This window comes from Nonomuraea rosea (genome assembly GCF_039539705.1).
In the GTDB taxonomy this organism is placed as follows: domain Bacteria; phylum Actinomycetota; class Actinomycetes; order Streptosporangiales; family Streptosporangiaceae; genus Nonomuraea; species Nonomuraea rosea.
This window is the reverse complement of record NZ_BAABDQ010000021.1, coordinates 51,418-74,551: the sequence shown is the minus strand read 5'-3', so window position 1 is coordinate 74,551 and position 23,134 is coordinate 51,418. Positions and strand designations below refer to the sequence as shown.

26 protein-coding genes and 1 tRNA gene are annotated in these 23,134 nt (G+C 71.8%); 13 read left to right on the top strand and 14 right to left on the bottom strand.

Annotated elements, in window-relative coordinates:
- Positions 1-54: 54 nt before the first annotated feature.
- Both ABEA43_RS38185 and ABEA43_RS38180 read right to left on the bottom strand, forming a co-directional pair.
- Entirely contained in the window at positions 55-1,719 is a 1,665-nt protein-coding gene (locus tag ABEA43_RS38185; RefSeq protein ID WP_345569740.1) for a hypothetical protein, read from the bottom strand.
- Positions 1,720-1,803: 84 nt separating this feature from the next.
- Positions 1,804-1,876, bottom strand: a tRNA-Ala gene (locus ABEA43_RS38180).
- 75 nt (positions 1,877-1,951) lie between these two features.
- On the opposite strand from ABEA43_RS38180, the gene sigJ reads away from it, so the two are divergent.
- A complete protein-coding gene (gene sigJ / locus ABEA43_RS38175) occupies positions 1,952-2,842 on the top strand; it encodes an RNA polymerase sigma factor SigJ (RefSeq protein ID WP_345569739.1) in 891 nt (296 codons plus the stop codon).
- Positions 2,843-2,849: 7 nt separating this feature from the next.
- On the opposite strand, the gene ABEA43_RS38170 is transcribed toward sigJ, so the two are convergent.
- The 6 genes from ABEA43_RS38170 to ABEA43_RS38145 form a co-directional block, all read right to left on the bottom strand.
- A complete protein-coding gene (locus ABEA43_RS38170; RefSeq protein ID WP_345569737.1) occupies positions 2,850-3,671 on the bottom strand; it encodes an alanyl-tRNA editing protein in 822 nt (273 codons plus the stop codon).
- Positions 3,668-4,927 carry a CynX/NimT family MFS transporter gene (locus ABEA43_RS38165; protein WP_345569736.1) on the bottom strand — a complete coding sequence of 420 codons (1,260 nt, stop codon included), beginning with the start codon at positions 4,925-4,927 and terminating at the stop codon, positions 3,668-3,670. The genes ABEA43_RS38170 and ABEA43_RS38165 overlap by 4 nt, the downstream gene beginning before the upstream one ends.
- Positions 4,928-5,045: 118 nt before the next feature.
- Positions 5,046-5,675, bottom strand: coding sequence for an SRPBCC family protein (locus tag ABEA43_RS38160; RefSeq protein WP_345569734.1), 630 nt, complete (start codon positions 5,673-5,675; stop codon positions 5,046-5,048).
- 31 nt (positions 5,676-5,706) lie between these two features.
- Positions 5,707-6,084, bottom strand: a complete 378-nt coding sequence (locus ABEA43_RS38155) for a hypothetical protein (RefSeq protein WP_345569732.1) — start codon at positions 6,082-6,084, stop codon at positions 5,707-5,709.
- Positions 6,081-6,443 (bottom strand): hypothetical protein, encoded by a 363-nt coding sequence (locus ABEA43_RS38150; RefSeq protein WP_345569730.1) that lies wholly within the window; start codon positions 6,441-6,443, stop codon positions 6,081-6,083. The genes ABEA43_RS38155 and ABEA43_RS38150 overlap by 4 nt, the downstream gene beginning before the upstream one ends.
- Before the next feature lie 11 nt (positions 6,444-6,454).
- Positions 6,455-7,144 (bottom strand): TetR/AcrR family transcriptional regulator, encoded by a 690-nt coding sequence (locus tag ABEA43_RS38145; RefSeq protein ID WP_345569728.1) that lies wholly within the window; start codon positions 7,142-7,144, stop codon positions 6,455-6,457.
- Between the two features lie 44 nt (positions 7,145-7,188).
- Here ABEA43_RS38145 and ABEA43_RS38140 point away from each other — a divergent pair, with 44 nt between their 5' ends.
- A complete protein-coding gene (locus tag ABEA43_RS38140) occupies positions 7,189-8,544 on the top strand; it encodes a DHA2 family efflux MFS transporter permease subunit (protein WP_345569727.1) in 1,356 nt (451 codons plus the stop codon).
- Positions 8,514-9,008, top strand: coding sequence for a 2-thiouracil desulfurase family protein (locus tag ABEA43_RS38135; RefSeq protein WP_345569726.1), 495 nt, complete (start codon positions 8,514-8,516; stop codon positions 9,006-9,008). The genes ABEA43_RS38140 and ABEA43_RS38135 overlap by 31 nt, the downstream gene beginning before the upstream one ends.
- On the opposite strand, the gene ABEA43_RS38130 is transcribed toward ABEA43_RS38135, so the two are convergent.
- The 3 genes from ABEA43_RS38130 to ABEA43_RS38120 are packed head-to-tail and all read right to left on the bottom strand — an operon-like array spanning position 8,984 to position 10,511.
- Complete coding sequence (locus ABEA43_RS38130) at positions 8,984-9,364, bottom strand: hypothetical protein (RefSeq protein ID WP_345569724.1); 381 nt, start codon at positions 9,362-9,364, stop codon at positions 8,984-8,986. The two genes, ABEA43_RS38135 and ABEA43_RS38130, sit on opposite strands and share 25 nt — an antisense overlap.
- A 41-nt stretch (positions 9,365-9,405) precedes the next feature.
- On the bottom strand, positions 9,406-10,002 hold the full coding sequence (locus ABEA43_RS38125; protein WP_345569723.1) for a TetR/AcrR family transcriptional regulator: 597 nt from the start codon (positions 10,000-10,002) through the stop codon (positions 9,406-9,408).
- On the bottom strand, positions 10,002-10,511 hold the full coding sequence (locus ABEA43_RS38120; protein WP_345569721.1) for a hypothetical protein: 510 nt from the start codon (positions 10,509-10,511) through the stop codon (positions 10,002-10,004). The genes ABEA43_RS38125 and ABEA43_RS38120 overlap by 1 nt, the downstream gene beginning before the upstream one ends.
- A gap of 27 nt (positions 10,512-10,538) precedes the next feature.
- Between ABEA43_RS38120 and ABEA43_RS38115 the strand changes: the two genes are divergently transcribed.
- The 4 genes from ABEA43_RS38115 (at position 10,539) to ABEA43_RS38100 (ending at position 15,130) form a co-directional block, all read left to right on the top strand.
- A complete protein-coding gene (locus ABEA43_RS38115; RefSeq protein WP_345569720.1) occupies positions 10,539-11,216 on the top strand; it encodes a response regulator transcription factor in 678 nt (225 codons plus the stop codon).
- 37 nt (positions 11,217-11,253) lie between these two features.
- The gene (locus ABEA43_RS38110) at positions 11,254-12,558 is read left to right on the top strand and encodes a sensor histidine kinase (RefSeq protein ID WP_345569719.1); all 1,305 of its coding nucleotides are present in this window, start codon (positions 11,254-11,256) and stop codon (positions 12,556-12,558) included.
- Positions 12,559-12,599: 41 nt separating this feature from the next.
- Entirely contained in the window at positions 12,600-13,601 is a 1,002-nt protein-coding gene (locus tag ABEA43_RS38105; protein WP_345569717.1) for a lytic polysaccharide monooxygenase auxiliary activity family 9 protein, read from the top strand.
- 158 nt (positions 13,602-13,759) lie between these two features.
- Entirely contained in the window at positions 13,760-15,130 is a 1,371-nt protein-coding gene (locus tag ABEA43_RS38100) for a Dyp-type peroxidase (RefSeq protein WP_345569715.1), read from the top strand.
- Between the two features lie 68 nt (positions 15,131-15,198).
- On the opposite strand, the gene ABEA43_RS38095 is transcribed toward ABEA43_RS38100, so the two are convergent.
- On the bottom strand, positions 15,199-15,798 hold the full coding sequence (locus ABEA43_RS38095) for a TetR/AcrR family transcriptional regulator (RefSeq protein WP_345569714.1): 600 nt from the start codon (positions 15,796-15,798) through the stop codon (positions 15,199-15,201).
- A gap of 55 nt (positions 15,799-15,853) precedes the next feature.
- Between ABEA43_RS38095 and ABEA43_RS38090 the strand changes: the two genes are divergently transcribed.
- From ABEA43_RS38090 to ABEA43_RS38080, 3 genes are all read left to right on the top strand, one after another.
- Positions 15,854-16,684 (top strand): SDR family NAD(P)-dependent oxidoreductase, encoded by an 831-nt coding sequence (locus ABEA43_RS38090; protein ID WP_345569712.1) that lies wholly within the window; start codon positions 15,854-15,856, stop codon positions 16,682-16,684.
- 168 nt (positions 16,685-16,852) lie between these two features.
- Entirely contained in the window at positions 16,853-18,649 is a 1,797-nt protein-coding gene (gene nhaA / locus ABEA43_RS38085) for a Na+/H+ antiporter NhaA (RefSeq protein ID WP_345569710.1), read from the top strand.
- Positions 18,650-18,717: 68 nt separating this feature from the next.
- Positions 18,718-19,170 (top strand): hypothetical protein, encoded by a 453-nt coding sequence (locus ABEA43_RS38080; protein WP_345569708.1) that lies wholly within the window; start codon positions 18,718-18,720, stop codon positions 19,168-19,170.
- 115 nt (positions 19,171-19,285) lie between these two features.
- On the opposite strand, the gene ABEA43_RS38075 is transcribed toward ABEA43_RS38080, so the two are convergent.
- Complete coding sequence (locus ABEA43_RS38075) at positions 19,286-20,065, bottom strand: SDR family oxidoreductase (RefSeq protein ID WP_345569707.1); 780 nt, start codon at positions 20,063-20,065, stop codon at positions 19,286-19,288.
- 78 nt (positions 20,066-20,143) lie between these two features.
- Here ABEA43_RS38075 and ABEA43_RS38070 point away from each other — a divergent pair, with 78 nt between their 5' ends.
- Entirely contained in the window at positions 20,144-20,653 is a 510-nt protein-coding gene (locus ABEA43_RS38070; RefSeq protein ID WP_345569706.1) for a hypothetical protein, read from the top strand.
- Here the strand turns inward: ABEA43_RS38070 and ABEA43_RS38065 are convergent.
- The gene (locus ABEA43_RS38065; protein ID WP_345569705.1) at positions 20,634-21,092 is read right to left on the bottom strand and encodes a hypothetical protein; all 459 of its coding nucleotides are present in this window, start codon (positions 21,090-21,092) and stop codon (positions 20,634-20,636) included. The genes ABEA43_RS38070 and ABEA43_RS38065 overlap by 20 nt on opposite strands.
- A gap of 46 nt (positions 21,093-21,138) precedes the next feature.
- Here ABEA43_RS38065 and ABEA43_RS38060 point away from each other — a divergent pair, with 46 nt between their 5' ends.
- Positions 21,139-22,119 carry a helix-turn-helix transcriptional regulator gene (locus tag ABEA43_RS38060; RefSeq protein WP_345569703.1) on the top strand — a complete coding sequence of 327 codons (981 nt, stop codon included), beginning with the start codon at positions 21,139-21,141 and terminating at the stop codon, positions 22,117-22,119.
- 72 nt (positions 22,120-22,191) lie between these two features.
- Positions 22,192-23,133, top strand: coding sequence for a hypothetical protein (locus tag ABEA43_RS38055; RefSeq protein WP_345569701.1), 942 nt, complete (start codon positions 22,192-22,194; stop codon positions 23,131-23,133).
- Position 23,134 lies beyond the last annotated feature (1 nt).

Sequence of the window (23,134 nt, the reverse complement as noted above, 5' to 3'; positions counted from 1 at the left end):
CTCCCTGAGCTTTTCGCGACGGACATCCCGATTATGCGGGTTCCTCCCAGCCGGTCACTGGTCCTGCACGTGCAGGTTGAACAGGTAGCCCATGGCGTGCTCGTGGATCTGGTGGACGGTGGCGTCGTACAGGGCGGCGGCCCGCCGGTGGTAGCGGGCGCGCACGTCCCGCGGATCGTCCTCGGTGAGCCGGCAGGACAGATAGTCCAGCGCGATCAGGTGCTCCCCCCAGACCCGGTCGATGACGATGACCGTCACCCGGCGCGCGAGATCGGCGGCGAACTCGGCCCCGAGATCGCGCCACCGGCGCTCCAGCGCCGCCCGCGCGTCGGCGTGGACACGGGCGAGCACCTGCTCCTTCTCGCCGGTCAGGTCGTCCTCCGTCAGCGGCGTCGCATAGAGCTCGCTCAGGTCCTGGTGCAGGCCGTGCGCGTCGGGGTGCCGGGCGGCCACGTACCCGCTGACGACCGAGTCGAGCGTCCGCCCGGCGAAGTCGTCGTCGCGGCCGGTCAGGAACGTCCGGCGGTAGTCGTGCATCGCCTCCCGGTGCCGGCGGCGTACGTCGGTGAACTCCAGCATCTCCGCGACCCACTGGCGGAGGAAGCGGCTCATCGTGCCGTCCGTGGCCTGGTTGGATCCCACCAGGACGGGCGGTGCGCCGTTCCTGACCTCGACGACCGCCGTTCCGGCCAGCTCGTCCAGCGCGGGCGCGGCGACGGCCGCCGTCGGCGACAGGCCGACGAGCGTGTCGTAGTCCCGGTAGTAGTCCCAGGGCAGGATCTCGCCGAGCGTGTGCCGCACGCCGGTGACGGCCACGCCTTCCTTCGCCTCCAGGGCCTGCCTGACGCCCTCGGGCACCTGGCCGGCCAGCACGCCGTCGCGGACGGTGTAATGCTCGCCCCGGTGGAAGCAGTGGGCGGCGGCCAGCGCCGCCTCGGCCATGCGGCGCCGGACGAGGGAAGAGGGGGCCGGCACGTCGTCCAGGCCCAACCGGCGCAGGCCGCGCGGCGTCAGCCGGGCCAGCCTGCCGGAGACCTCGAAATCCACCTCCCGCCGCAGCGGCCTGATCTGCTCCTGGAACTCGCGGCACCGGGCCGACTCGTCCACGGTGTCGCCGATGACCGCCGGGGCCCGGCCCTGCCGGAGGAGGATGTCGTCGATCCGGTCGAGGATCGCGACCCGGCGGCCCCGCTGGACGCATTCCTGCGGGTCCCAGGCCAGGTTGTCCCGCACGTAGTCGTAGCACGGCTCGTAGGTCCCGCTGTAGACGACGTCCGCGGTGTAGGCCGCCTTGCGCACCTCCCACTCCCCGTCGGTGAGGAGCGCCGCCCGCAGGCCGAGCTGCTCGTACATGGGGGCGAAACGGCCGAACTCCGCGGCCTCGGGCGGCAGCCGCGTGATCACGTGCACGTCCGCGTGCCGCACGGCGTAGCAGCAGGCCGCCAGCGCCGCCGCGATGGACCGGCCGCGGCCGTCCTTCATGTCGACGACGCAGCCGCAGCAGAGCGCGGCGGCCGCGGCGAGGTGCTCGGGCAGGACGGGCCCGAGCCCGGCCCGGCAGGCCGCCTCCCTGGCCAGCGCCAGCGCCGCACCCGGCGCCGGGTGGCCGGAGCGCAGCTCCGCCATGGCCGTACGCAGATCGGTGTCGCCGAGCTCACCCCGCTCCGCCACCCCGGCCAGCACCCGCGCGCACCGCTCCGACGCCCAGTCAGCCCCCATGGCCGTATGAAATCACCGGCGGCGGCAGCCGACCAGACAGCGAAAACGGCGGCGTCCTGTGGACACCGCCGCTGCGAAGGAGAGTGGAGCTATGGGGATTCGAACCCCAGACCTCCTCCATGCCATGGAGGCGCGCTACCAACTGCGCCATAGCCCCTTGCGATCACCAAGTGTATCGGAGTTCGGGAGCCCGCGTGTCACGTCGAGCGGCACGTGGTACGTCTATAGGTTTATGCCGACCTTTGAGGAGCACCGCAGCCTGCTGACCGGAGTCGCCTACCGGATACTCGGCAGCATCGCCGACGCCGAGGACGTCGTGCAGGAGGCGTGGCTGCGCTGGGCGAACGTGGACGAGACCAGCGTCGAGGACGCCAAGGCGTACCTGGTCAGGGTGACCTCGCGGCTGGCCATCGACCGGCTGAGGTGGGCGAAGTCGCGGCGGGAGTCGTACGTGGGACCGTGGCTGCCCGAGCCGGTCAGCACCGCGCCCGACGTCGCCGAGCACGCCGAGCTGGCCGACTCGGTGGAGCTGGCGCTGCTCGTGGTCCTGGAGACGCTGTCGCCGCTGGAGCGGGCCGTGTTCGTGCTGCGGGAGGCGTTCGACATGCCGTTCTCCGAGATCGGGGAGATCATCGGGCGGGCCGAGCCGGCGACCAGGCAGCTCGCCCGGCGGGCCCGCGAGCACGTGCGGGAGAAGCGGCCGCGGTTCGACGTGGACCGCGCCGAGCGCAGGCGGATCACCGAGCGCTTCATCGACGCCGCCGCGGGCGGCGACCTCGACGAGCTGATCGAGCTGTTCGCGGGCGAGGTCACGATGGTCAGCGACGGCGGCGGCAAGGCGCGCGCGGCACTGCGGATCATCACCGGCGCCGAGAACGTCAGCCGCTACCTCCAGTCGATCAACAGCCCCGCCAACATCGCCCGGTTCATGGTCTCGATCGGCATGGCCGGCATCTCCGACCTGTCCTTCGGCGTGGCGGTGCTGAACAACGCCCCCGCGATGATCATCTCGGCCGGCGGCCGGGTGATCACGGTCGTCTCGCTGCTGATCGTGGACGGCCGCATCGACACCGTCTACCTCATCGCGAACCCGGAGAAGATCGCCCACCTGACGCCCGCCTGAGCACCGGTCAGCCGCAGGTGGTGCGCATGGTCAGGGCGGAATCGGCCAGCGAGAGCGTGACCTCGGCCCGGCCCAGCTCCGCCGTGCCGGTCACGTGGGTCCCGCCGCACGGGATGGACGCCTCCCCCTCCGGAAGCGCACAGTGCCACGTGCGGCGGGCCGTCAGTCCCGGCCCGGGCACGTCCACCCGAACCGGCGCGTCGGCGGCCACCCACGCCGTGAGCCGGTCGTTCACCTGCCGGGCGACCAGCGCGAGATCCAGGTCCTCGGCGGAGAACCCCTTCTTGCGCAGCGACTTGCCCAGCCGGTAGACGTCCACGCTGCCACCCGGCTCGATCCGCGAGGAGGCGATCGCCGCCTGATCGAAGTCCGGGTGGCCGAGCCGGTCGAGCGGCGCCTCCTTGCGCCACCTGACGGCCAGCGCCGCGTTGAGCGCGAGCGCGGCCAGGTGGCAGGCCGTGTGACCGGCGGAGAGCGCCGCGCGGAAGCCCGGCTCCACCTCCAGCTCCACCTCGGCGCCCACGGGCAGCGGCGTCTCCGTCACGTGGACGACCAGCCACTCCCAGCCCTCGGTGCCGCGCCGCACGGGGATGGCCTCGCCGATGAAGACCTCGCCGGTGTTCGACTGGGCCCCTGTCACGCAGTCGACGACCGGCAGGCCCCCGATGGCGCCCCGGTCGGCGGGCTGGTCGGGCCAGGTGTGGTCGAGGGGGTGGAAGGGCGTCTCGGCGGCGACGAGCCCGTGCCGGTCCCCCACCGGCACGGCCCCGACGATCGTGGAACGGCCTGTGACCAGGCCCTGAGGAAAGGTGACGACAGTGGATCTCACACGGTGATTCTCTCAGCGGGCTCGGCCGCCGCCTTCGGCCGCTCGTCCTCCAGGTAGCGGTTGCGGCCCGCGTACAGGCCGGTGACCAGCTGCACGGCGAGCACCACGAAGATCAGCGTGTACGGCAGCGCCCACCCGCCCGTCGTCTGGTGCAGCACGCCGACCAGCAGCGGGCCCGCACCGGAGATGAGGTAACCGACGCTCTGGCCGAACGCCGACAGCGCGGCCGTCGTCTCCGGCGTACGGGTGCGCAGCGCCAGCATCACCAGCGCCAGCGGGAACGACCCCATCCCCACGGACACGAACACCACCGACACCAGCGCCAGCGACCCGGGCGCCGCCCAGAGCCCGGCGAACCCGATCACGTAGAACACGACGAGCCCCGCCACGACGGGACGCTGATCACGGAAACGGGAGGCGATCATGGGCACGAGGACGGAGACGGGGATGTTCAGTGCGGTGAAGATCCCCAGGATCACCCCGGCCTGCGAGGTGCTGTACCCCGTGTCGGTGAGGATCGTGGCGAGCCAGCCGAACATGATGTACGCGATCATCGACTGGGTGCCGAAGTAGATCGCGATCATCCAGGCCAGCCGGCTCTTCGCCAGGCCGCGGATGCCCAGGTCCCGGCCGCCCGTGTCCCGCTCCGGCTCACTGCGCAGGAGCGCAAGCCACGGAATGGCGGCGACGGCGGCCAGGGCCGCCCACACGCCGAGCGCGATGTGCCAGTCGCCTGACGCGCGCTCGATCGGCACGGTCGCGGCGGCGGCCAGCATGGTGCCCGCCGCCAGGGCCGTGGTGTAGACGGTGGTCATGATCCCGGTGCGAGCCGGGAAGTGACGCTTGATCAGCGTCGGGATGAGCACGTTGCCGACGGCGCCGCCGGACAGCGCGACCGCGCTGCTCAGCAGGAACACCGGGGCGGAGCCGACCAGCGACCTGATGAGCATGCCCGCGCCCAGCGTCACCAGTGCGAGCAGCAGCAGCCGGTGCTCGCCGATCCGCCGGGCCAGCGTCGGCGTGACCGCGCCGACGGTGGCGAAGGCCAGCACCGGTAGCGTGGTGAGCAGTCCTGTGCCCACGCTCGTCATGCCGAGCGCGCCGGAGAGCTGGTCGAGCAGCGGGCCGACGCTGGTGACGGCGGTGCGCAGGTTCAGTGCGGCGAGAACGATGCCCAGCACGAGCAACCAGGCAAGAGGGCCGGTCCTGGCTCGGGACTCTTGGACGAGCACGCTCATGCGGGGGAAGTCCTCCACTCATCAAATCATGGGACGAATCACCACCTTAACAGGACCGAAACCCGCATTTATTCCAATCCATGACAAAGCCCCCGAATTCGGGGATTCGGGGGCTTGGACCGGTCTCACCGGCTGGTCACAGAACGGGGCGCGGGCCCTGCGGGGGCTCGTCGCGCGGGGGCACGGGTCCGGGCGGCGGGAGCGTTCCGCCGGGAGTTCCGCCGGGCACCTCGCCGGGCAGCACGCCGGGGCTGCCGACCGTGCCGGGCGGCATGGGCCGGTCGCTGTCGTCGTAGGTGGAGCCGCGCTGGTGCCCGCCGGGCACGTCACCGCGCCACCCGCCGGTCTCGCCGCCGCGCGCCTCGATGAACGCCTTGAACCGCTTCACGTCGTTGACGACCCGCAGGCGTACGAGCTGCAGCCAGTCGCCGGCGGTCTCGACGAACCCCTCGGGGTCGTACTCCATCTGGAGCGTGACCCTGGTGGTGTTCTCGTCGATGCGGTGGAAGGTCACCACGCCGGCCTGGTGCGGCTTGTCGAGCGTCCGCCACGCGATGCGCTCGTCGGGGTGCTGCTCGGTGATCTCGGCCTCGAACTCACGCCTGATTCCGGCGATCTCCGCCACCCAGGCCGTACGGGTGTCGCCGAGCTGCTTGACCGACTCCACGCCCTCCATGAACTCGGGGAAGCTCTCGAACTGCGTCCATTGGTTGTAGGCCACCGTGACGGGGACCCTGACGTTTTCTGAGTGCTCGATCGTGCTCATGAGGACTGACACTGCCCGCTCGGGCCGGACGTTAACGCCTGCGCCACAGCCAGTAGAGGCCCACCAGGGGCAGCACCAGCGGGATGAACAGGTAACCCTTGCCGTACGCCGACCAGACCGTCTCGTCGGGGAACGCGGCCGGGTCGACGAGGCTCGCGGTGCCGATGAGCAGCACGCCGGCCAGCTCGATGCCGAGCGCGGTCAGCGCGAGGTGGCGCGCTCCGCGCAGGAGCGCCACGGTGAGCACGATGTAGACGATCGCCGCGAAGGCCGACAGCGAATAGGCCAGCGGGGCCTCGCCGAACCGGCCGGCGATCTGCACCGCCGCCCGCGCTCCTGCCGCCAGCGAGAAGAGCCCGTAGACGGCGACCAGGGCGCGCCCGGGCCCGGTGCCGATCGAGGTGGTCACGCGGCACCCGACCAGATCTGCCCCAGCCGCGCCGTCATCACCGCGATCGCGAACCCGGCGACCGCCAGGATCGCCGGCCCCCATCTGCTGCGCTCGGCCAGCGCGAGGAAGACCCCGGCGGGCGGGATCACCACCTGGCCGCCGATGTAGCCGAACAGCGTGACCTTGTCGGCGGGACCCGCGCCGCCCGCCACCGCCGCGATCACGAAGCCGGCCTGCACCAGCACGGCCACTTCCAGCACGGCGAAGCCGACCAGCAGGACCATACCCATCGGCCGGTCACGGAAGGCGGTGACCAGGCTCGCCACCATGAGCAGCAGGGAGCCCGCGATGACGATCGCGGAGACGGTGGTGTTCATCGCGACAAAGGCTATCGCCCGGGCAGGTCGCCCTCGATTCCGTCCAGCACCCAGGCGAGCCCGCGCTCGAAGTTGTCGTCCGCGCCCCGCACGCCCTGCTCGATCATCGGCGCGAGCCTGGGGAACTCACCGCTCTCGACCAGCTCCTTGATGTACGGCTCCGCGACGGCCGCCCGCTCGGCGTCGTTGATCCCCGACTCCCTGGGCGCGCCGCGCTCCAGCGCCTCCCTGACCACGAACCCGGTCATGTAGTCGTTGAACACGGCGAGATAGCGCCAGGCCGTCAGCGGGTCGATCCCGAGCCCGTCGAACGCGGCCAGCTTCTGCTCCACGTGCCGCAGCCCGTTGGGTCCCACGGCCACCCGCTGCGAGATCAGCTCCACCCGCCAGGGGTGGCGGCGCACCAGCTCGCGCTCGCGCCCGGCGAGCAGCAGCAGCGCCGCCCGCCAGTCCGCCGGGAGCGGCCCGCCGACGAGCACCTCGGTGGAGATCTCGTCGAGCATCAGCGCCAGCAGGTCCTCCTTGCGCTCGATGTAGGAGTAGAGCGTCATCGCCCGCGCGTCCAGCTCGGCGGCCACCCGCCTGATGGAGACCGCGGCCAGTCCTTCGGCGTCGGCGATCGCGATGGCGGCGGCCACGATCGCCTCCCTGGTCAGTGCGGGGCGGCGCGGCGGCGTAGGACGCGACCAGACAGAGCTCACCCTGCCGATTTTAGACACTGTACGAAAGTGTTACGCTGTACGACATGCGCTACAGTGTACGAACTCCCCTCTGGACGACGGCCCTGGTCGTTCTGCTGGGCGTCGTCATAACGATGCTCGACACCACGATCGTCAACGTCGCGCTCGGCACCCTGGCCCGCGACTTCCGCGCGACGCCGGCCACCATGCAGTGGGCGGTCACCGGCTACCTGCTGGCCCTGTCGATGACGGTGCCGGTCACCGGCTGGGCGGCGGGCAGGTTCGGGACCCGGAATGTCTGGCTCGTCGCGCTGGTGCTGTTCATCGCGGGCTCGGCGCTCAGCGCCGCCGCCTGGTCGATCGGCAGCCTGATCGCCTTCCGCGCGGTGCAGGGGCTGGGCGGGGGCCTGCTCCTGCCGGTCGGCCAGATGATGCTGGCCCAGGCGGCGGGCAAGGAGCGGATGGGCCGCGCGATGGCCATGATCTCGGTGCCGGCCATGCTGGTGCCGGTGCTCGGGCCGCCGCTCGGCGGGCTGATCGTGGCGGGCCTGGGCTGGCGGTGGCTGTTCCTGATCAACGTGCCGTTCTGCGCGGTGGCGCTGGTGGCGGCGTTCCTGCTGCTGCCGCGCGCGGCCGGCGCGAGCCCGCAGCGCCTCGACGTGATCGGCCTGGCGCTGCTGTCCCCCGGCCTGGCCGGGATCGTCTACGGGCTGTCGGAGGTGGGCAACGGCGCCTCGCTCCTGCATCCCGCGCTGTGGATCGGCGCGGGGCTGGTCGCCGTATTCGCCGTGCGGACGCTGCGGAGCTCTGCGGCGCTGCTGGATCTGCGGCTGTTCGGCAACCGGACGTTCACCTCGGCGGTGACCGCGCTGGTGTGCTACTCGGCCGCGATGTTCGGCTTCACCGTGCTCGTGCCGCTCTACAGCCAGCTCGCGCAGGGCGGGAGCGCGCTGGACGCCGGCCTGCTGCTGGCGCCCATGGGCGTCGGCGCGGCGATCACCATGCCGGTCGCGGGCAAGCTCACCGACAGCAGAGGGCCGCGCGGCGTGGGGGCGGCCGGCGTCGTCGTGGCCGTGACGGGGGTGGCGGCGTTCGTGGGGTTCGGCGGACCGGTGCCGATCTTCGTGCTCGGGCTCGGGCACGGGCTGGTGTCGGCGTCGGTGATGGCCGCCGCGTTCAAGACGCTGGAGCCGGTCGCCATCCCGGCCGCGACCACGCTGAGCACGATCGCGGTACGGCTCGCCGCGCCGTTCGGCGTCGCCGTGCTCACCGTGCTGCTGCAGGTGTTCACCAGGGCAGGTGCGGAGCAGCCGTACACCTACGCGTTCTGGTGCGTGATCGCGCTGACGGCCGTGTCGCTGCTGCCGATCGCGCTCATAGGATCGAAGGCGTGGAACGGATCCTCGTCAGCGCCTGCCTGATGGGCCGCAAGGTGCGTTACGACGGCCGCGCCAAGACCAGCGCGGACGCCTGGCTCGCCGCGTGGCGCGAGGAGGGGCGGCTCGTGCCGTTCTGTCCCGAGGTGGCGGGCGGGCTGGCGATCCCCCGCCCGGCCGCCGAGATCGAGGGCGGCGCGGGCGGGGCCGCCGTGCTCTCCGGTGCGGCCCGCGTGCTGGCCACCGATGGGTCGGACGTGACCGCCGAGTTCGTCGCGGGGGCGCGGGCGGCGCTGGCCGCCGCGCGGTCGGCCGGCGTGCGGCTGGCGGTGCTGAAGGAGGGCAGCCCCTCGTGCGGCGTCCTGGCGGTCTACGACGGCACGTTCAGCGGCGGCCGCGTCCCCGGCCAGGGCGTCACGACGGCGCTGCTGGAGTCGGAGGGGATCCGCGTGTTCGACGAGGACCACATCGCCGAGGCGGCCGGCTACCTGCGGACCCTGGAGACGTAGAAGGCTCCCGTCAGCCCGGCGGCGAGCACGATCGCCATCGCGGTGTGATACCAGGTGAGCAGCGCCGACGCGTCGGCCGCCCCGAACGCCAGCGACAGGATGCCCAGCACCACTCCCGCCAGCGCGGCCGCGTGGGTGTAGATCAGCCCGTCCCACGCCCACGGCCGCCCGGCCAGCGCGCCGTACCCGCCGGTGAGCAGGGCGGCGACGCACAGCGTCTCCACGATCGCGGCCGGGACGATCACGCTCTCGTGCACCGGCCAGGACACGATCCCGGCGTGCGGTAAGGCGAACGCGGCGAAGATCAGCGCGTAGAGCAGCGAGAGCCAGCCCAGGGCCCGGCGGAGTGCGTCCATGCCCTCTACGGTCGCACCAAGGGCGGGGTGCGTAATCGGCCCTAGGGAGGGGGCTCGGATACGCCGTCCGCAGTAGAGAGCATGCGTCTCACCAGGCGGATCGTCTCGTCGATCGTCACCGTGGCGTCCTCGTCGGACTCGCAGGCCGCCACCTCGCGCCCCGCCTCGCCCATCATGGTGGTGAGCAGGACCACCAGCACATGGCTCTGCCGCGTGTCGGCCAGGCCGAGCAGGCGCTTGTTGCCGCCGATCCAGTCCCAGCCGCGCTGCCTGCGCAGCGTGGCGAACTCGATCGGCCCGTCGCTCTCCAGGAACAGCCTGGCCACCTCGCGCTGCTCCCACGAGCCCGCCAGGTAGGCGCGGGCGCCGGCCAGGAAGCGCTCCTGGGTCCCCTCGGTGGCCTTGGCCGCCCTGGAGGTGCGCTCCTCCTGGCCGCGCATGAACTGCTCCCACAACGCCATGAACAGGCCCGGCTTGCCGCCGAAGTGGTGGTAGAGGCTGCCGACGCTGATGCCCGACGCCTCGACGATGTCGGCGACCGTGGCCTCGGCGTACCCCCTGGCCAGGAACACCTCGCGGGCGGCGCGCAGCAGCGTGTCGCGGGTGCCGCTCGATCTGCTCCAGCGGCGGCTCTTCATCAGTACTCCCAGGTGTCGGTGCGCCGTTCGTGGCTGATGCAGAACACGCCGGTGCCGTGCCCGCCCTTGGCCAGGTCCACCCGGATCCAGCCGTCGGCGCGGGCGACCTTGGCGGTGTAGCCGCTGACCGGGGTGGCCGACACGAGGCGGCAGCCTTCGGGGCCGAGCGTGAACGCCACCTCGCCGCCCTTCACCGTGATCACCTTCACGGGTGTCCGCGCGGACGGGGTGGGGGTCACGGTCGGCGTCGGGGCCGGGGTCGGACTTTCCTGGCGTTCCGTACTTTTCGGTTTTTCCGGTTTTTTCGTAGTACGGCGGGGCGAGGGGGTCGGAGTGGCGATAATCAGCGGACCCGGGTCGGCCGCGATCGTCTGGGCGAGAAACGGCTCGACGTCCACATCGTCCACGAACTCACTGCGCAGCACCCCCCGCACGCCGAACCACGAGACCGACACGGCGACCACGGTGGCTCCGCACCAGATCGCGACATATCGAAAGGCTCGACGCATGAGACGCATTATGTACGGTTGGTGCGCATGGCGATGGTTCTCGTAGTCGAAGACGACGAATTCGTCAGGTCGGCGATCATCCACGAGCTGAGCGCGCGCGGGCACGCCGTGCGCAGCGCCGGCTGCGCGCTGGACGCGCTCAGGGAGATCTCGCAGCGCCCGCCGGACGCCGTCGTCCTCGACCTGGGCCTGCCCGACCTGGACGGCTCCGAGGCCCTGCGGATGGTGCGCGGCATCTCCGACGTGCCGGTCATCGTGGCCACCGCGCGCGACGACGAGAGCGAGATCGTCCGGCTGCTGCGGGCGGGCGCCGACGACTACCTCGTCAAGCCGTTCTCGGGCGACCATCTCAGCGCCCGCCTCGACGCCGTGCTGCGCCGGGCCAGATCCGCGTCCGCGCCGGAGACGCTCCAGGTGGGCGGCCTGGTGGTGGACGTCGGCCGGCGCGCGGCCCAGCTCGACGGCGGGCCGCTCTCGCTGACCAGGCGCGAGTTCGACCTGCTCGCCTACCTGGCCGCCAGGGCCGGCCGGGTGGTCGGCCGCCAGGAGCTGCTGACCGAGGTGTGGCGGCTGGCGTACGGGGACGACCAGACGATCGACGTCCACCTGTCGTGGCTGCGCCGCAAGCTCGGCGAGAGCGCCGCGCAGCCCCGCTACCTGCACACCGTCCGGGGTGTCGGGGTCATGCTGGCCGCCCCGGCATGACCGGCGACGTGCGTGGGGGCCTGAACGGGGGCCTGCGGTGAGGCGGACGCTGGCCGTCCTGATGGTCGCGGTCACCTCGATGGTCGCGCTGGCCTTCCTCGTCCCGCTCGCGCTGATCGTCAGGGAGACCGCGCAGACCAGGGCGCTGGCCAACGCGGAGCGCCAGGCGTCGGCGCTGGTCCCGGTGCTGGCGCTGACCACCGAGGGCGCCGATCTCGAACACGCGATGGCCCGTACGGAGGCAGGGCGACGCGGCCTGCTGGCCGTCCACGTCAAGGGCGGTGCGACGGCGGGCGCCACCCGCGCCCCGGCCGCCGAGGTGGCCGGGGCCGCCGCCCAGACGAGGGCGAGCACGGTGGAGCTGCCCGGCGGGTACGTGCTGCTGCGGCCGGTCGCGCTGGACGGCGGCCGGGGCGCGGTGATCGAGGTGTTCGTCCCCGCCGACGATCTCAACGAGGGCGTGCTCGGCTCGTGGGCGGTGCTCACCGGCGTGGCCGTGGTGCTGGTGCTCGGCTCCGTGCTGGTCGGCGACCGGCTCGGGGCCCGGGTCGTACGGGCGGCGCGCCGGCTGGGCACGGCGGCCACCGCGCTGGGGGACGGCGACCTGAGCGAGCGCGTCTATCCCGAGGGGCCGCCCGAGCTCCAGGCGGCGGCGACCGCGTTCAACTCCATGGCGAACCGGGTCACGCATCTTCTCGCCGCCGAACGGGAGCTGGCCGCCGACCTCTCCCACCGGCTGCGCACGCCGCTCACCGCGCTGCGGCTCAGCCTGGACCGGATCGGACCGGCGGCCGGCGCCGCGAGCCAGGCGCTGACCAGGCTGGAGGGCGAGGTGGACACGATCATCTCGGCGGCCAGGCGGCCGTCCAGGGCGGCGCGGTCGTGCGACGCGGCGGAGGTGCTGCGCGAGCGGCTGACGTTCTGGTCGGCGCTGGCGGAGGATCAGCGGCGGCCGTGGGAGCTGGTCGGGGCCACCCTTCCGGTACGGGTGCCGGTGCCGGCCGGTGAGCTGACGGCGGTGGTGGACGCGCTGCTCGGGAACGTGTTCCGGCACACGGCGGAGGGGACCGCGTTCACCGTCACGCTGCACGAGGGCAGGGACGCGATCGGCGTGCTGATCGCCGACGCCGGGCCGGGCATCCGTGACCCGGAGTCGGCGCTGGAGCGGGGCAGCAGCGGTAGCGGGTCGACGGGGCTGGGGCTGGACATCGCGCGGCGGCTGGCCGAGTCGTCCGGTGGCTCGCTGCGGCTGGATCGCTCGGCGCTGGGCGGGGCACAGGTGCAGGTGTGGATTCGGCGTACCCCTGAAAAGGCGCCTAAGCCAGCCTTAAGGGAGCCTTAACCGCGATATTTCGGCCTTTCACGTGGTCCAAGGTGATCTGCATGCAGATCAACCGCAAGGCGTTCGTCGCCACCACTCTGGCCGCCCCCACGCTGCTCGTGCTCGCCGTCGCTCCCGGCACGGCCTCCGCGCACGGCACCATGAGCAACCCGCCCAGCCGGGCCATGGTCTGCTACAGCGAGGGCCCGGAGAGCCCCAAGTCGGCCGCGTGCAAGCAGGCCGTGGCGATCGGCGGCACCCAGCCCCTCTACGACTGGAACGAGGTCAACATCGCCGACGCGGCCGGTCGGCACCGCGAGATCATCCCGGACGGGAAGCTGTGCAGCGCGGGCCGGGACAAGTATCGCGGCTTCGACCAGGCTCGGGCGGACTGGCCGGCGACGACCATGGCGAGCGGTGCGTCCCATACGTTCAAGTACCGGGCGACCGCTCCGCACAAGGGCGCCTTCGAGCTCTACATCACTAAGGACGGCTACGACCCGGCCAAGCCGCTGAAGTGGTCCGACCTGGAGGCGAAGCCGTTCCACACGGTGCAGAACCCGGTGGTGGCCGACGGCTTCTACACGATGGCCGCCAAGCTGCCCGCCAGGCAGGGCCGCCACCTGATCTACGCCGTCTGGCAGCGCTCGGACAGCCCCGAGGCGTTCTACTCCTGCTCGGACGTCGTCTTCGGCCAGAGCAACCCCTCCCCCGCGCCGTCGCCGACGGGCACGCCGACCGCCACCCCGAAGCCCACCCCGACGGCCACGCCGACCGCCACTCAGCAGCCTGGGGGCGGGTCGGGGACGGCCGGGATCAACGCGGGCGTCGGGCTCTCTCCCGCCACGGCCAAGGTGGGGCAGCAGGTGAAGGTGACCGCCCTGTGCGGCGGCTCGCAGGTGCGGCAGGTGGCCTCGAACGCCTTCACCCCCGCCAGGAACCGCCCCGGCACGCCGGCGGCCATCTGGACGCCGAGCCTGAAGGCGGCCAGGGCCGGGACGTTCGCCGTGACGGTGTCCTGCGCCAACGGCAGCGTGGCGCGTACCTCGCTCACCGTCGCCTGATCGGGAAACCGAACCGGCCCGATTCTGGGAAACTTTCACATTCGCTCGGGAGTCGTACAGGTGGGGCGCGTCGGTAATACGGGGATTCGTGGAGAGCGTTTCTCCTGCGGCGCGTTAGGGGGCCCGGTTTCATCCGAAACGGGGAAGGAATTCGGCACATGCCTGTCGACCTGAACAACGCACTACCCCTGGCCTGGGATTCGGCCACGCTCGACGCGGACACCAAGGCGATGCTCGACAATCTTCAGCCGAACATCGTGCGCTCTCATGTACGCGAGCACTTGTCCGTGCTGTTCGTCCGGTTCAACGACATGGCCGAGGGCAGGGCGTACCTGCGCCGGCTCGCGACCACGAAGATGAAGTCCGCCCGCAAGCACCTGCAAGAGGTGCGCGACTTCGCCACCGGCCGCCGCCGGGGCACGCCGTACGTGGGCGTCGGCATCAGCAAGGCCGGATATCGCGATCTCGGCCACTCGGTCGAGGACGTGCGCAAGTTCGGCGACAAGGTGTTCCGCGACGGGATGAAGCGGCGCATCGCCGAGGTCGCCGACCCGCCGGTCGACCAGTGGGAGCGCGTCTACCAGCGGGAGATCCACGCCGTCATCCTGATCGGCGACGCGGAGCAGGAGACGGTGACGGCGCTGCGGGACGAGATCGTCGGCGACCTGCCGGAGAGCGCCCGGCTGCTCGGTGAGGAGACCGGGCAGGGCATGCGCAACCCCGCAGGCGACGGGATCGAGCACTTCGGGTACGTGGACGGCCGCAGCCAGCCGCTGTTCGTGCGGGACGAGGTGGACAAGGAGCCGAAGCAGCACTGGAACCCGGCGTTCCCGCTGAGCAACGTGCTGGTACCCGACCCCTTCTCGCCGGACCCGGACCGGCACCACGGCAGCTATCTGGTGTTCAGGAAGCTGGAGCAGAACGTCCGCGCGTTCAAGGAGATCGAGCAGGAGCTGGCGGACGGCCTCGGCCTGACGGGCTCCGACCGCGACCGGGCGGGCGCCATGCTCGTCGGCCGCTTCAAGGACGGCACGCCGCTGACCAGCAAGCGCACGGCCGGTGGCGGGCCGGTGAGCAACGACTTCACCTTCGACGCGGACACGGGGAGCAAGTGCCCGTTCAGCGGGCACATCAGGAAGACGAACCCGCGCTCGTTCGGGCGTGACGTGCTCATGGCCAGGCGCGGCCAGACGTACGGGGAGCGTACCGACGAGCCCTGGGACGACTCACCGCCGGCGAGCCGGCCGAGCGGCGAGGTGGGGCTGCTGTTCATGGCGTTCAACGGCAGCCTGGTGCGGCAGTTCGAGTTCACCCAGCAGCAGTGGGTGAACAACGCGGACTTCGAGAACCCGGCCACCGGCCATGACCCGGTGATCGGGCAGGGCGACCGGGACATCAAGGTCTCCTTCCCCAAGGTGTGGGGCAAGCCTGAGGTATCGCTCCCGCAGGGTCAGGTGCCCCAAACGGTCACGATGAAGGGCGGGGAGTACTTCTTCGCGCCGTCGCTGGCGTACCTGCGCAACCTGTGAGATTCGCCGCTGGGGGCGGCCCGCCGAGTGCCGCCCCCAGCGGGCATCCCGGGACGCTCGGCGGCCGGTCAGACGGTGTCAGGGGCCAGAACGCCGCGGACCACCTGGTCGGTGAGGCGGCGGCGGAAAGTGTCGTCGGCCGCTCCTGACGCCGATCGGCCCAGGACGCCGAGCAGGACCGCGCCCAGGATCGCGTTCGCCGCGTCCGCGACCTCCCCCGCTGCCTCTCCCGAGGCGCCGCCCGTGAAGACGCCCGCGGCGCGGCCTTCGGCGAGCAGTTCGCGCACCGGGCCGGCGATCCAGGTGTCGTTGGCCCGCAGGACCTCCTCCATCCGCCCGCTCGCGCCGAGCGCGCTCAGCAGCCCCGCGCAGATGCCCGGATGGCGCCCGAGGTAGCCGATCATCGCGTCCACGGCGGCCCGCAGCCGCGCCTCCGGGCCGCCCTCCGACTCCGCCGCCCCGCGGATGGCCTCCGCACCCCGCATGACGTGCGTGGTCAGCAGGAACGCCAGCAGATCGTCCCGGCCGGAGAAGTAGTAGTAGAGCGTCGCTCGCGACGCGCCCACCATCAGCGCGACATCCTCCAGCCGCGGCGGCGGGTCGGTGCGCAGCACCTGCTCACCGACGTCGAACAGGCGTCCGGCGAGATCGGGAGGGGGCGTCTTCACATCGAGGCAGCCTATCGCCTGGTGTTGGATCACAATCCAGATTACAGTCTAAACTATGATTCAAATCTCATCCTATGGACCATGGGCGGTCGTCACCGGCGCCTCCTCCGGCATCGGCCGCGCCTTCGCCGAACACCTCGCCGCGGCCGGCCTGGACCTCGTCCTGGCGGCCCGCTCCACCGACCGGCTCGAAGCCCTGGGCGCCGAGCTGTCGCGCGCGCACGGGACCGCCTACCGCGTGGTCTCCGTCGACCTCGGCACGCCCGGGTCGGCCGCGGCACTGATCAAGGCCGCGGCCGACGTGGACGTCGGGCTGCTGATCTCCAACGCCGGCACCGGGCAGCCCGGCAAGCTGCTCGACCAGCCCTTAGCCGACCTCCACCGCCGCTTCACCCTCAACGCGGTGACGCATCTGGAGCTGGTGCACGCCTTCGGCCGCAGGTTCGCCGCGCGCGGACGGGGCGGGATCGTGCTGGTCTCGGCGCTCGGGGCCGGCGCGGGAGTGCCGTACATGGCGCACGACGGCGGCGCCAAGGCGTACGTCCAGAGTCTCGGCGCGGCGCTGCACCATGAGCTGGCCGCGACCGGCGTGGACGTGACCGTCCTGGCGCCGGGCAACGTGGACACACCGGTCATCGACCATCTGGGCCTCGACCGGGCGGCCTTCCCCGTCCGGCTGATGCCCGCCGCCGCGGCGGCCCGGGAGGGCCTGGCCGCGCTGGCCAGGCGGCGGGCCCTGCACGTCCCCGGACGTACGATCCGGCTGGCCAACCGGCTGGTGCCGGCTTCGTGGTGGCGCCGGATGAACGGCCGCATGATGGGCCAGGCCGTCCGCCGCCTGGCCGAACGCGAGCTCCGAAGCTGCGGCGGCTGCGCGACTGGCTGAGCCGGCATTCGGCGCCGGCGCTGAGCTGGACGCTGGCGATCGTCGGGTTCCTGCCGGCCTGGGACGCCGCGGCGCAGCTGTTCAGCAGCTGAGCGGCGTGGCGGGCACGCGGCGAGCGGCAGGCGATCGGGGCGGTTCTAGGATCAGATCTTCGGGGGGAGATCTGAGATGTTGCGCGCCTTTTTCCGGACCGAGGCCGGCAGCACCAGCGTGCTGCTCATCGCCACCGTCCTGGCCCTGCTGTGGGCGAACTCGCCGTGGGGTGACACCTACGAGGCCTTCTGGCACACCCCCATGGGGATCTCGTTCGGCGACGCCCGCTTCTCCCTGGACCTGCGCCACTGGGTGAACGACGGCCTCATGACGGTCTTCTTCTTCGTCATCGGCCTCGAGGTCTCCTACGAGGTGCGGCTCGGGCAGCTGCGCGATCGGCGGCTGATCGCGGTGCCGGCCGTGGCGGCGTTCGGCGGGATGCTGGTCCCGGCCGGCGTCTACCTGCTGCTCAACTTCGGCGGGCCCGGCGCGGGCGGGTGGGGCGTGCCGATCGCCACCGACACCGCGTTCGTGCTGGGTGTGCTCGCCGTGGTGGGGGCCCGGTGCCCCGATCCGCTGCGGGCGTTCCTGCTGACGCTGGCGATCGTGGACGACGTGCTGGCCATCATGATCATCGCGATCTTCTACACCGCCAGCCTCTCCGTGCCCGCGCTCGTCATCGCCGCGCTGCTGCTGGCCGCCATCGTGACGTTGCGGTGGGCGAAGATCTGGCGGGCGCCGGCGTACATCGTGCTGGGGTTCGCGCTCTGGGTGGCCACGCTGGAGAGCGGGATCCATCCGACGCTCATCGGCATCGCCCTGGGCATCCTCGTCTTCGTCTACGCCCCCACCGACCAGAAGCTGCTGCTGGCCGGGGAGGCGGTGCAGGAGTTCACCAGCGAGCCGAGCGCGCAGGCCGCCCGGGAGGCCACGCGGCGGGTGCAGCGGGCCGTCTCCGTGAACGAGCGGCTGCAGCTGCGCCTGCACCCGTGGAGCAGCTACGTCATCGTGCCGGTCTTCGCCCTGGCCAACGCCGGCGTGCTGCTCGACGGCGAGTCGCTGCGGGCCGCGCTGACCTCGCCCGTCTCCTGGGGTGTGGGGCTGGGGCTGCTGCTGGGCAAGTTCGTGGGGATCTCGCTGGGGACGTGGCTGCCGCTGCGGTTCGGGTGGGGGATCCTGCCGGGGAACCTGGTCTGGGGTCAGCTGCTGGGCGGGGCGGCCGTGTCCGGGATCGGGTTCACGGTGGCGTTGTTCATCGTGGACCTGGCCTTCGACGACCCGGCCATCCACTCCCAGGCCAAGATCGGGATCCTGGCGGGCTCGCTGCTGTCCGCCGTGATGGGGTGGGTGATCTTCCGGATGGCCTGGGATCGGGGCGGGGTCTGCGCGCCGCCCGAGGCCGAGCCCGCCGAGGAGCTGCCCGAGCTGCTCTCCGTGCCGGTGGGGCCCGAGGATCACGTACGGGGTCCGGAGAACGCCCGCGTGACCATCGTCGAGTACGGCGACTTCGAATGCCCCTACTGCGGCCGGATCCACCCCATCCTGGAGGAGCTTCGCAAGAAGCACCGCGACGTGCGGGTGGTGTTCCGGCACTTCCCGCTGCGCACCCTGCATCCGCGGGCCGCCCCCGCCGCGATCGTGTCGGAGGCCGCGGCGGACCGCGGGAAGTTCTGGGAGATGCACGACATCCTCTACGACAACCAGCGTTTCCTCACCGACGCCGACCTGGAGCACTATGCCGCCGAGCTGGACGTCGAGCCCTGGTCGGACGTGGCGGGCCACGTCTCCAGGGTCGCGCTGGACGAGGCGTCCGGGCGGGACAGCGGCGTGCGCGGCACGCCGACCCTCTTCCTGAACGGGGTGCGTTACCAGGGTCCGCTCGACCTCAACTCGATCAGCAGAGCGGTGGAAGAGCTGCGCGAATCCCCGTAACGTCAACGCGTTGCCTCTTTACGTGCGGGAGTTTGCTGATGACGGGGTTTTTCTCTCTATCCTCCTTGGTGAACCTGATCGTCGCCTCCATCATGGGAGTGCTGTTGCTCGCCGGAATCGTCGTCATGGCGATGCGCCGGCGGGACCACGGGCGTGCGGCGATCCTCGGAATGTTCGGCTGCATCCTGCTGTTGCTGCGCCTGATCGTCAGCACGCTGCTCGCCTATCTGGCGCCGATGCTGTTCGAAGGCAACCTCGAAGTGACGTTCGCGATCGCGAACATCATCACGTTGCTCCTCGACGCGACCGGCACGGGCCTGCTGATCTGGGCCGTGGTCGCCCGGCGGCCCCAGCAGCAGCCCGCCCAGCCGCAGGGGCCGGGCTGGCAGCAGCCTCCTGGGGACTGGCAGCAGCAGCACCCTCAGCAGGACTGGAACCAGCCGCCGCAGCAGCCGCCGTTCCAGCAGCCGCCCGGCTGGCAGCCGCCGCCCCGGCCGCCTTTCGGCGAGGGCCAGGGCTGAGCTCCGCCCTCCCTGGGACCGACCCCTCACTTGGCCTGGCCCTCGCTTGAGACCCGCCCCCGCTGGGAGCGGCCCTCGCTTGAAGCTGCTCCCCGGCCGCTCGATCGGGCGGCTTTCAGTGAGCTTGTGACCGCCGCAGGTGCTCGGCCCAGGTGATCGTGCCGGTGGGCTCGGCCTTCGTGATGAGGTGGCCGGCCCTGAACGCCCGGCCCAGCCTGCCGGGCAGCCGGAGCCGGAGCACCCTCCTGCGCAGTCCGCGCGCCCGCAGCCAGGTGTCCACGAGCTCGCTCATCGTGAGCACCTCGGGCCCGCCGTACTCCTCGATCCGGCCGCCGGGCCCGCGCCGGACCAGCGACACGAGGTGCCCGGCCGCGTCCGCCACGTCCACCGGCTGCGCCGGAATCCCAGGGTCGGCCACGAGCACGCCGATCCTGCCCATTCCCCGTAGAACCTCCTCGACGAACGAGTGGAACTGGGTGATCCGCACGATCGTCCACGGCACCCCGCCCGCCTGGACGAGCCGCTCAGCCCGTACCTTCGTCCGGAAATACCCCCACGGCAGCCGATCCGCGCCCACGATCGAGGTGTAGACGAACAGCCCCGACCCGGCTTCGCGAGCCGCGGCGAGCAGCCGCGCCGTCCCGTCGAGCTCGACCCGGAGCGTGTAACGGCCCTTGTACGGCGCCGAGGCCAGGTGCACGATCACGTCCGCCCCGGCCACGGCCCGCGTCACCCCCTCGCCGGTCGTCAGATCCAGCACCACCCACCGCACGCCGTCGGCCGGGTCCCGCGCGGTACGGCTCGCCGCCCGCACCTCGAACCCGGCCTCGACGAGCTTCTTCAGCAACGCGCGGCCGAGCCGCCCGCTGCCGCCTGTCACGAGAACGGAAGTCATGCCACCTGGACGGGACAACCCTCACGAGTGTGACAATGTTGCATACATCGATACTCAGCAGCAGCGTCTGAGGAGATCATGAACCGAGAGCAGCCCGGCCGCCAGGACGAGGATTCCAACCAGACGATCAGGCACCGCTATCCCCTGCCGGGCGCCGGTCCGTCCCAGGAGGGCCGCCTGCCCGGCCAGAGCCCGCCCGGACACCACTTACCTGATCAGCGCTTCTCCGATCAGCGCCCCCCGGATCAGCGCCCACCTGACCGGCGCTCGCCGGATCAGCGCTCAACTGGCCAGCTCCCGCCGGAGCAGCGTCCACCGGAGCAGGGGCAAGGGCTGCCCGATCAGGGCCCGCCGGAGACGCCCTACACGCAGCGCCTGCCCTACACCCCCGACATGCTCCCCGACGTGCCCCTCTACGAGACCAAGCCGCCTCGCTCGGCCTGGTGGTGGGTGATCGTGGCCGGCGGACTGGTGCTGCTCATTGCGATCCTGGCCGTGGCGATCGTCCTGTGGATCCGCAGCACCGCCGACGCCTCCTCCGCGAACGCCCTCGGCGCCGGGACGGCGGTCACGCTCCTGCGCGGGTGAGGTCCATGACCCAGTTCGTCTCCCAGGTACGCTCCTCGTCCACCGAGAACGCCTGCTCCCACCGAGCCGTGTCCTGATCGAAGACGGTCCAGATGAACCGGCACCGCACCGGCGTGCCCTCGTGGCTGTCGTCGGCGTAGAACTCGCCCCTGCTCCCCTCGAACCCGCCCACCAGGGGTGGCACGTCGAGCACGCCCCTGGCGCTGCTGGCCCAGTAGATCGACCACTGCCGCGTCCCCGGGTTGTAGACGCGCACGGTCAGCCCGCTGAACTCCTTGGTCGGGAACTTGATCTCGTCGAAGCTCGCCGCCCCGTCGAAATGCCGGGTGGCGACTGTAGAGGCGGGGAACTCGTCCCATTCGTCACTGCCGGCCAGCGGCTTCACGAGCCGGCGGTTGGCGACGTTCCAGTGACCTGCGAGGAAGTCGAAGTCGTTCATGGGGACGAAGGTATGCCGGAGTCACTGACATGTAGTGTCAGCAAATATGCGTGCTTCTCGCCTGGTTTCGATCCTGCTGCTGCTGCAGACCCGCGGCCGCATGACCGCGCAGGATCTGGCCGAGCGGCTGGAGGTCTCGGTACGCACCATCTACCGCGACGTCGAATCGCTCCACTCCGCCGGCATCCCCTTGTACGGCGACGCGGGCCCCAAGGGCGGCTACCAGCTGCTCGACGGCTACCGCACCAGGCTCACCGGCCTGACGACGGACGAGGCCGAGTCCCTGTTCCTGGCCGGGCTGCCGGGCCCGGCAGCCGAGCTGGGGCTGGGCGCGGTGGTGACGGCCGCCCAGCTCAAGCTCATGGCCGCGCTCCCCGTCGAGCTGCGCGACCGCGCGGGCCGTATCCAGGAGCGCTTCCATCTGGACGCGCCCACCTGGTACCGGGATCCGGAGCCCGTGACGTTCCTGCCCGCCGTGGCCGACGCCGTCTGGAACGAGCGCCGCATCCAGGTCAGGTATCGCCGCTGGAAGTCGCCCCAGGAGGTGGAGCGGCGGCTGGATCCGTACGGGCTGGTGATCAAGGCGGGGCGGTGGTATCTCGTCGCGCGGGCCGGCGAGGACGTACGGACCTACCGCGTCTCGCAGATCCTCGACCTGCACCAGCTGCCCGAGGGCTTCGCCAGGCCGGACGGCTTCGACCTGACGGCGTACTGGCAGGAGTACCTGGCCGAGTTCGAGGCCCGGCTGCGATGGGGCGAGGCGGTGGTCCGGCTGTCGCCGCGCGGGCTGGAACGCCTCGCGGACCTCATGACCCCCGGCATGGTCACGGCGGCCAGGGAGAGCAGGCAGCCGCCGGACGAGGAGGGCTGGACGCGGGTCACGGTGCCGATCGAGTCGATCGAGCACGCGCTCGGCGAGTTCCTCAGGCTGGGCACGGACGCCGAGGTGCTGGCCCCCGCCGAGCTGCGCGTCCGGCTGGCCGCCGCGGCGGGCGAACTGGCCAGGCGGTATCGGACTCCTGACTGAACCGAGGGACTTCTCGCCCGGATTGATGGGGATATCTCGTAGGACGAAACCCCGCTCCGGATCGAGCACGCCATGGACCTGCACGAGCGCCTGCTGGTCCAGGTCAGCACCAGGGACGTCTACGACGCGGTGGCGCTGGCCGGGCATCCCGGCTCCGGCCTGGTCTTCACCGGCCAGGCCGCGCACGACGCGGTCCGCATGGTGCGGCGGCGCGGCTACGACGGGCCGCTTCTCGCCGACCGCCGCCGGTACGCGGGGTCGGCCCGGGTACGCGGCACGGTACGGCTGTCGCCGGACTGGATCGCGGATCAGGTCGAGTCGGGCGCGACGGCCCCACTCACCGATTCCGGATATATCGGCAAAGGGGACCACGAAGCCCTGCACACCATCCTCGAACAGGCCCTCCAGTGGGAAGGCGTCATCGCGGTCCTTCCCGTCCACGCCCGCTGGGTGGCAGAAGACCGGACGGTCCTGCTCAGAACGGTCACCGACTACGGAGTCCGCACGGCCCTGGTCATCGAGGACGGCCCACCGTACAGGCCGGTGCCGGTGACCGATGGAGCCGGACCGGGGGCGGCGAAAATGCTTGTGGCAGCCGGGGACAGGCCACCGTACAGGCCGGTGCCGCTGCCGCTGCTCGGAGCCGGGGTCGAGGCGGTGGCGGCGCTGGCGCACGGCGCGGAGTGGGCCGCGGTCGGGGTACGCGAGGTGCTGCGCCACCTGTACCCCGAGCCGCACGAGGCGCGCGGCGGCTGGCGGCGGGGCGGCGCGCGCAGCGCGTTCGTGCCGGACCGGCTGGAGTTCGTGCCGGTCGAGCGGCTCAGGGAGGAGACCTGCGGCTGCTCCTCCTGCCACGGACGCCCGCTGAGCCGCCTGGCCGAAGCCGAGGAGCTGGAGGTGAACACGCACAACGCCGCCGCCCTGCACCGCCTGCGCAGCCGCCTGCTCCGCGCCACCCACCGGGAGCGCTGGTGGCGGGACCTGACCCGCAACGCCCACACGACCAAGGCCTGAG

Excerpts from the sequence above, each read along its gene's own strand:
- ABEA43_RS38130 (WP_345569724.1), bottom strand. The coding sequence starts at position 9,364 with ATGGACGCACTCCGCCGGGCCCTGGGCTGGCTCTCGCTGCTCTACGCG.
- ABEA43_RS38105 (WP_345569717.1), top strand. The coding sequence starts at position 12,600 with ATGCAGATCAACCGCAAGGCGTTCGTCGCCACCACTCTGGCCGCCCCC.
- ABEA43_RS38075 (WP_345569707.1), bottom strand. The coding sequence starts at position 20,065 with ATGACTTCCGTTCTCGTGACAGGCGGCAGCGGGCGGCTCGGCCGCGCG.
- ABEA43_RS38125 (WP_345569723.1), bottom strand. The coding sequence starts at position 10,002 with ATGAAGAGCCGCCGCTGGAGCAGATCGAGCGGCACCCGCGACACGCTG.
- ABEA43_RS38060 (WP_345569703.1), top strand. The coding sequence starts at position 21,139 with ATGCGTGCTTCTCGCCTGGTTTCGATCCTGCTGCTGCTGCAGACCCGC.
- ABEA43_RS38065 (WP_345569705.1), bottom strand. The coding sequence starts at position 21,092 with ATGAACGACTTCGACTTCCTCGCAGGTCACTGGAACGTCGCCAACCGC.
- ABEA43_RS38150 (WP_345569730.1), bottom strand. The coding sequence starts at position 6,443 with ATGAACACCACCGTCTCCGCGATCGTCATCGCGGGCTCCCTGCTGCTC.
- sigJ (WP_345569739.1), top strand. The coding sequence starts at position 1,952 with ATGCCGACCTTTGAGGAGCACCGCAGCCTGCTGACCGGAGTCGCCTAC.
- ABEA43_RS38100 (WP_345569715.1), top strand. The coding sequence starts at position 13,760 with ATGCCTGTCGACCTGAACAACGCACTACCCCTGGCCTGGGATTCGGCC.
- nhaA (WP_345569710.1), top strand. The coding sequence starts at position 16,853 with ATGTTGCGCGCCTTTTTCCGGACCGAGGCCGGCAGCACCAGCGTGCTG.
- ABEA43_RS38090 (WP_345569712.1), top strand. The coding sequence starts at position 15,854 with ATGATTCAAATCTCATCCTATGGACCATGGGCGGTCGTCACCGGCGCC.
- ABEA43_RS38055 (WP_345569701.1), top strand. The coding sequence starts at position 22,192 with ATGGACCTGCACGAGCGCCTGCTGGTCCAGGTCAGCACCAGGGACGTC.
- ABEA43_RS38185 (WP_345569740.1), bottom strand. The coding sequence starts at position 1,719 with ATGGGGGCTGACTGGGCGTCGGAGCGGTGCGCGCGGGTGCTGGCCGGG.
- ABEA43_RS38120 (WP_345569721.1), bottom strand. The coding sequence starts at position 10,511 with ATGCGTCGAGCCTTTCGATATGTCGCGATCTGGTGCGGAGCCACCGTG.
- ABEA43_RS38115 (WP_345569720.1), top strand. The coding sequence starts at position 10,539 with ATGGCGATGGTTCTCGTAGTCGAAGACGACGAATTCGTCAGGTCGGCG.
- ABEA43_RS38140 (WP_345569727.1), top strand. The coding sequence starts at position 7,189 with ATGCGCTACAGTGTACGAACTCCCCTCTGGACGACGGCCCTGGTCGTT.
- ABEA43_RS38070 (WP_345569706.1), top strand. The coding sequence starts at position 20,144 with ATGAACCGAGAGCAGCCCGGCCGCCAGGACGAGGATTCCAACCAGACG.
- ABEA43_RS38160 (WP_345569734.1), bottom strand. The coding sequence starts at position 5,675 with ATGAGCACGATCGAGCACTCAGAAAACGTCAGGGTCCCCGTCACGGTG.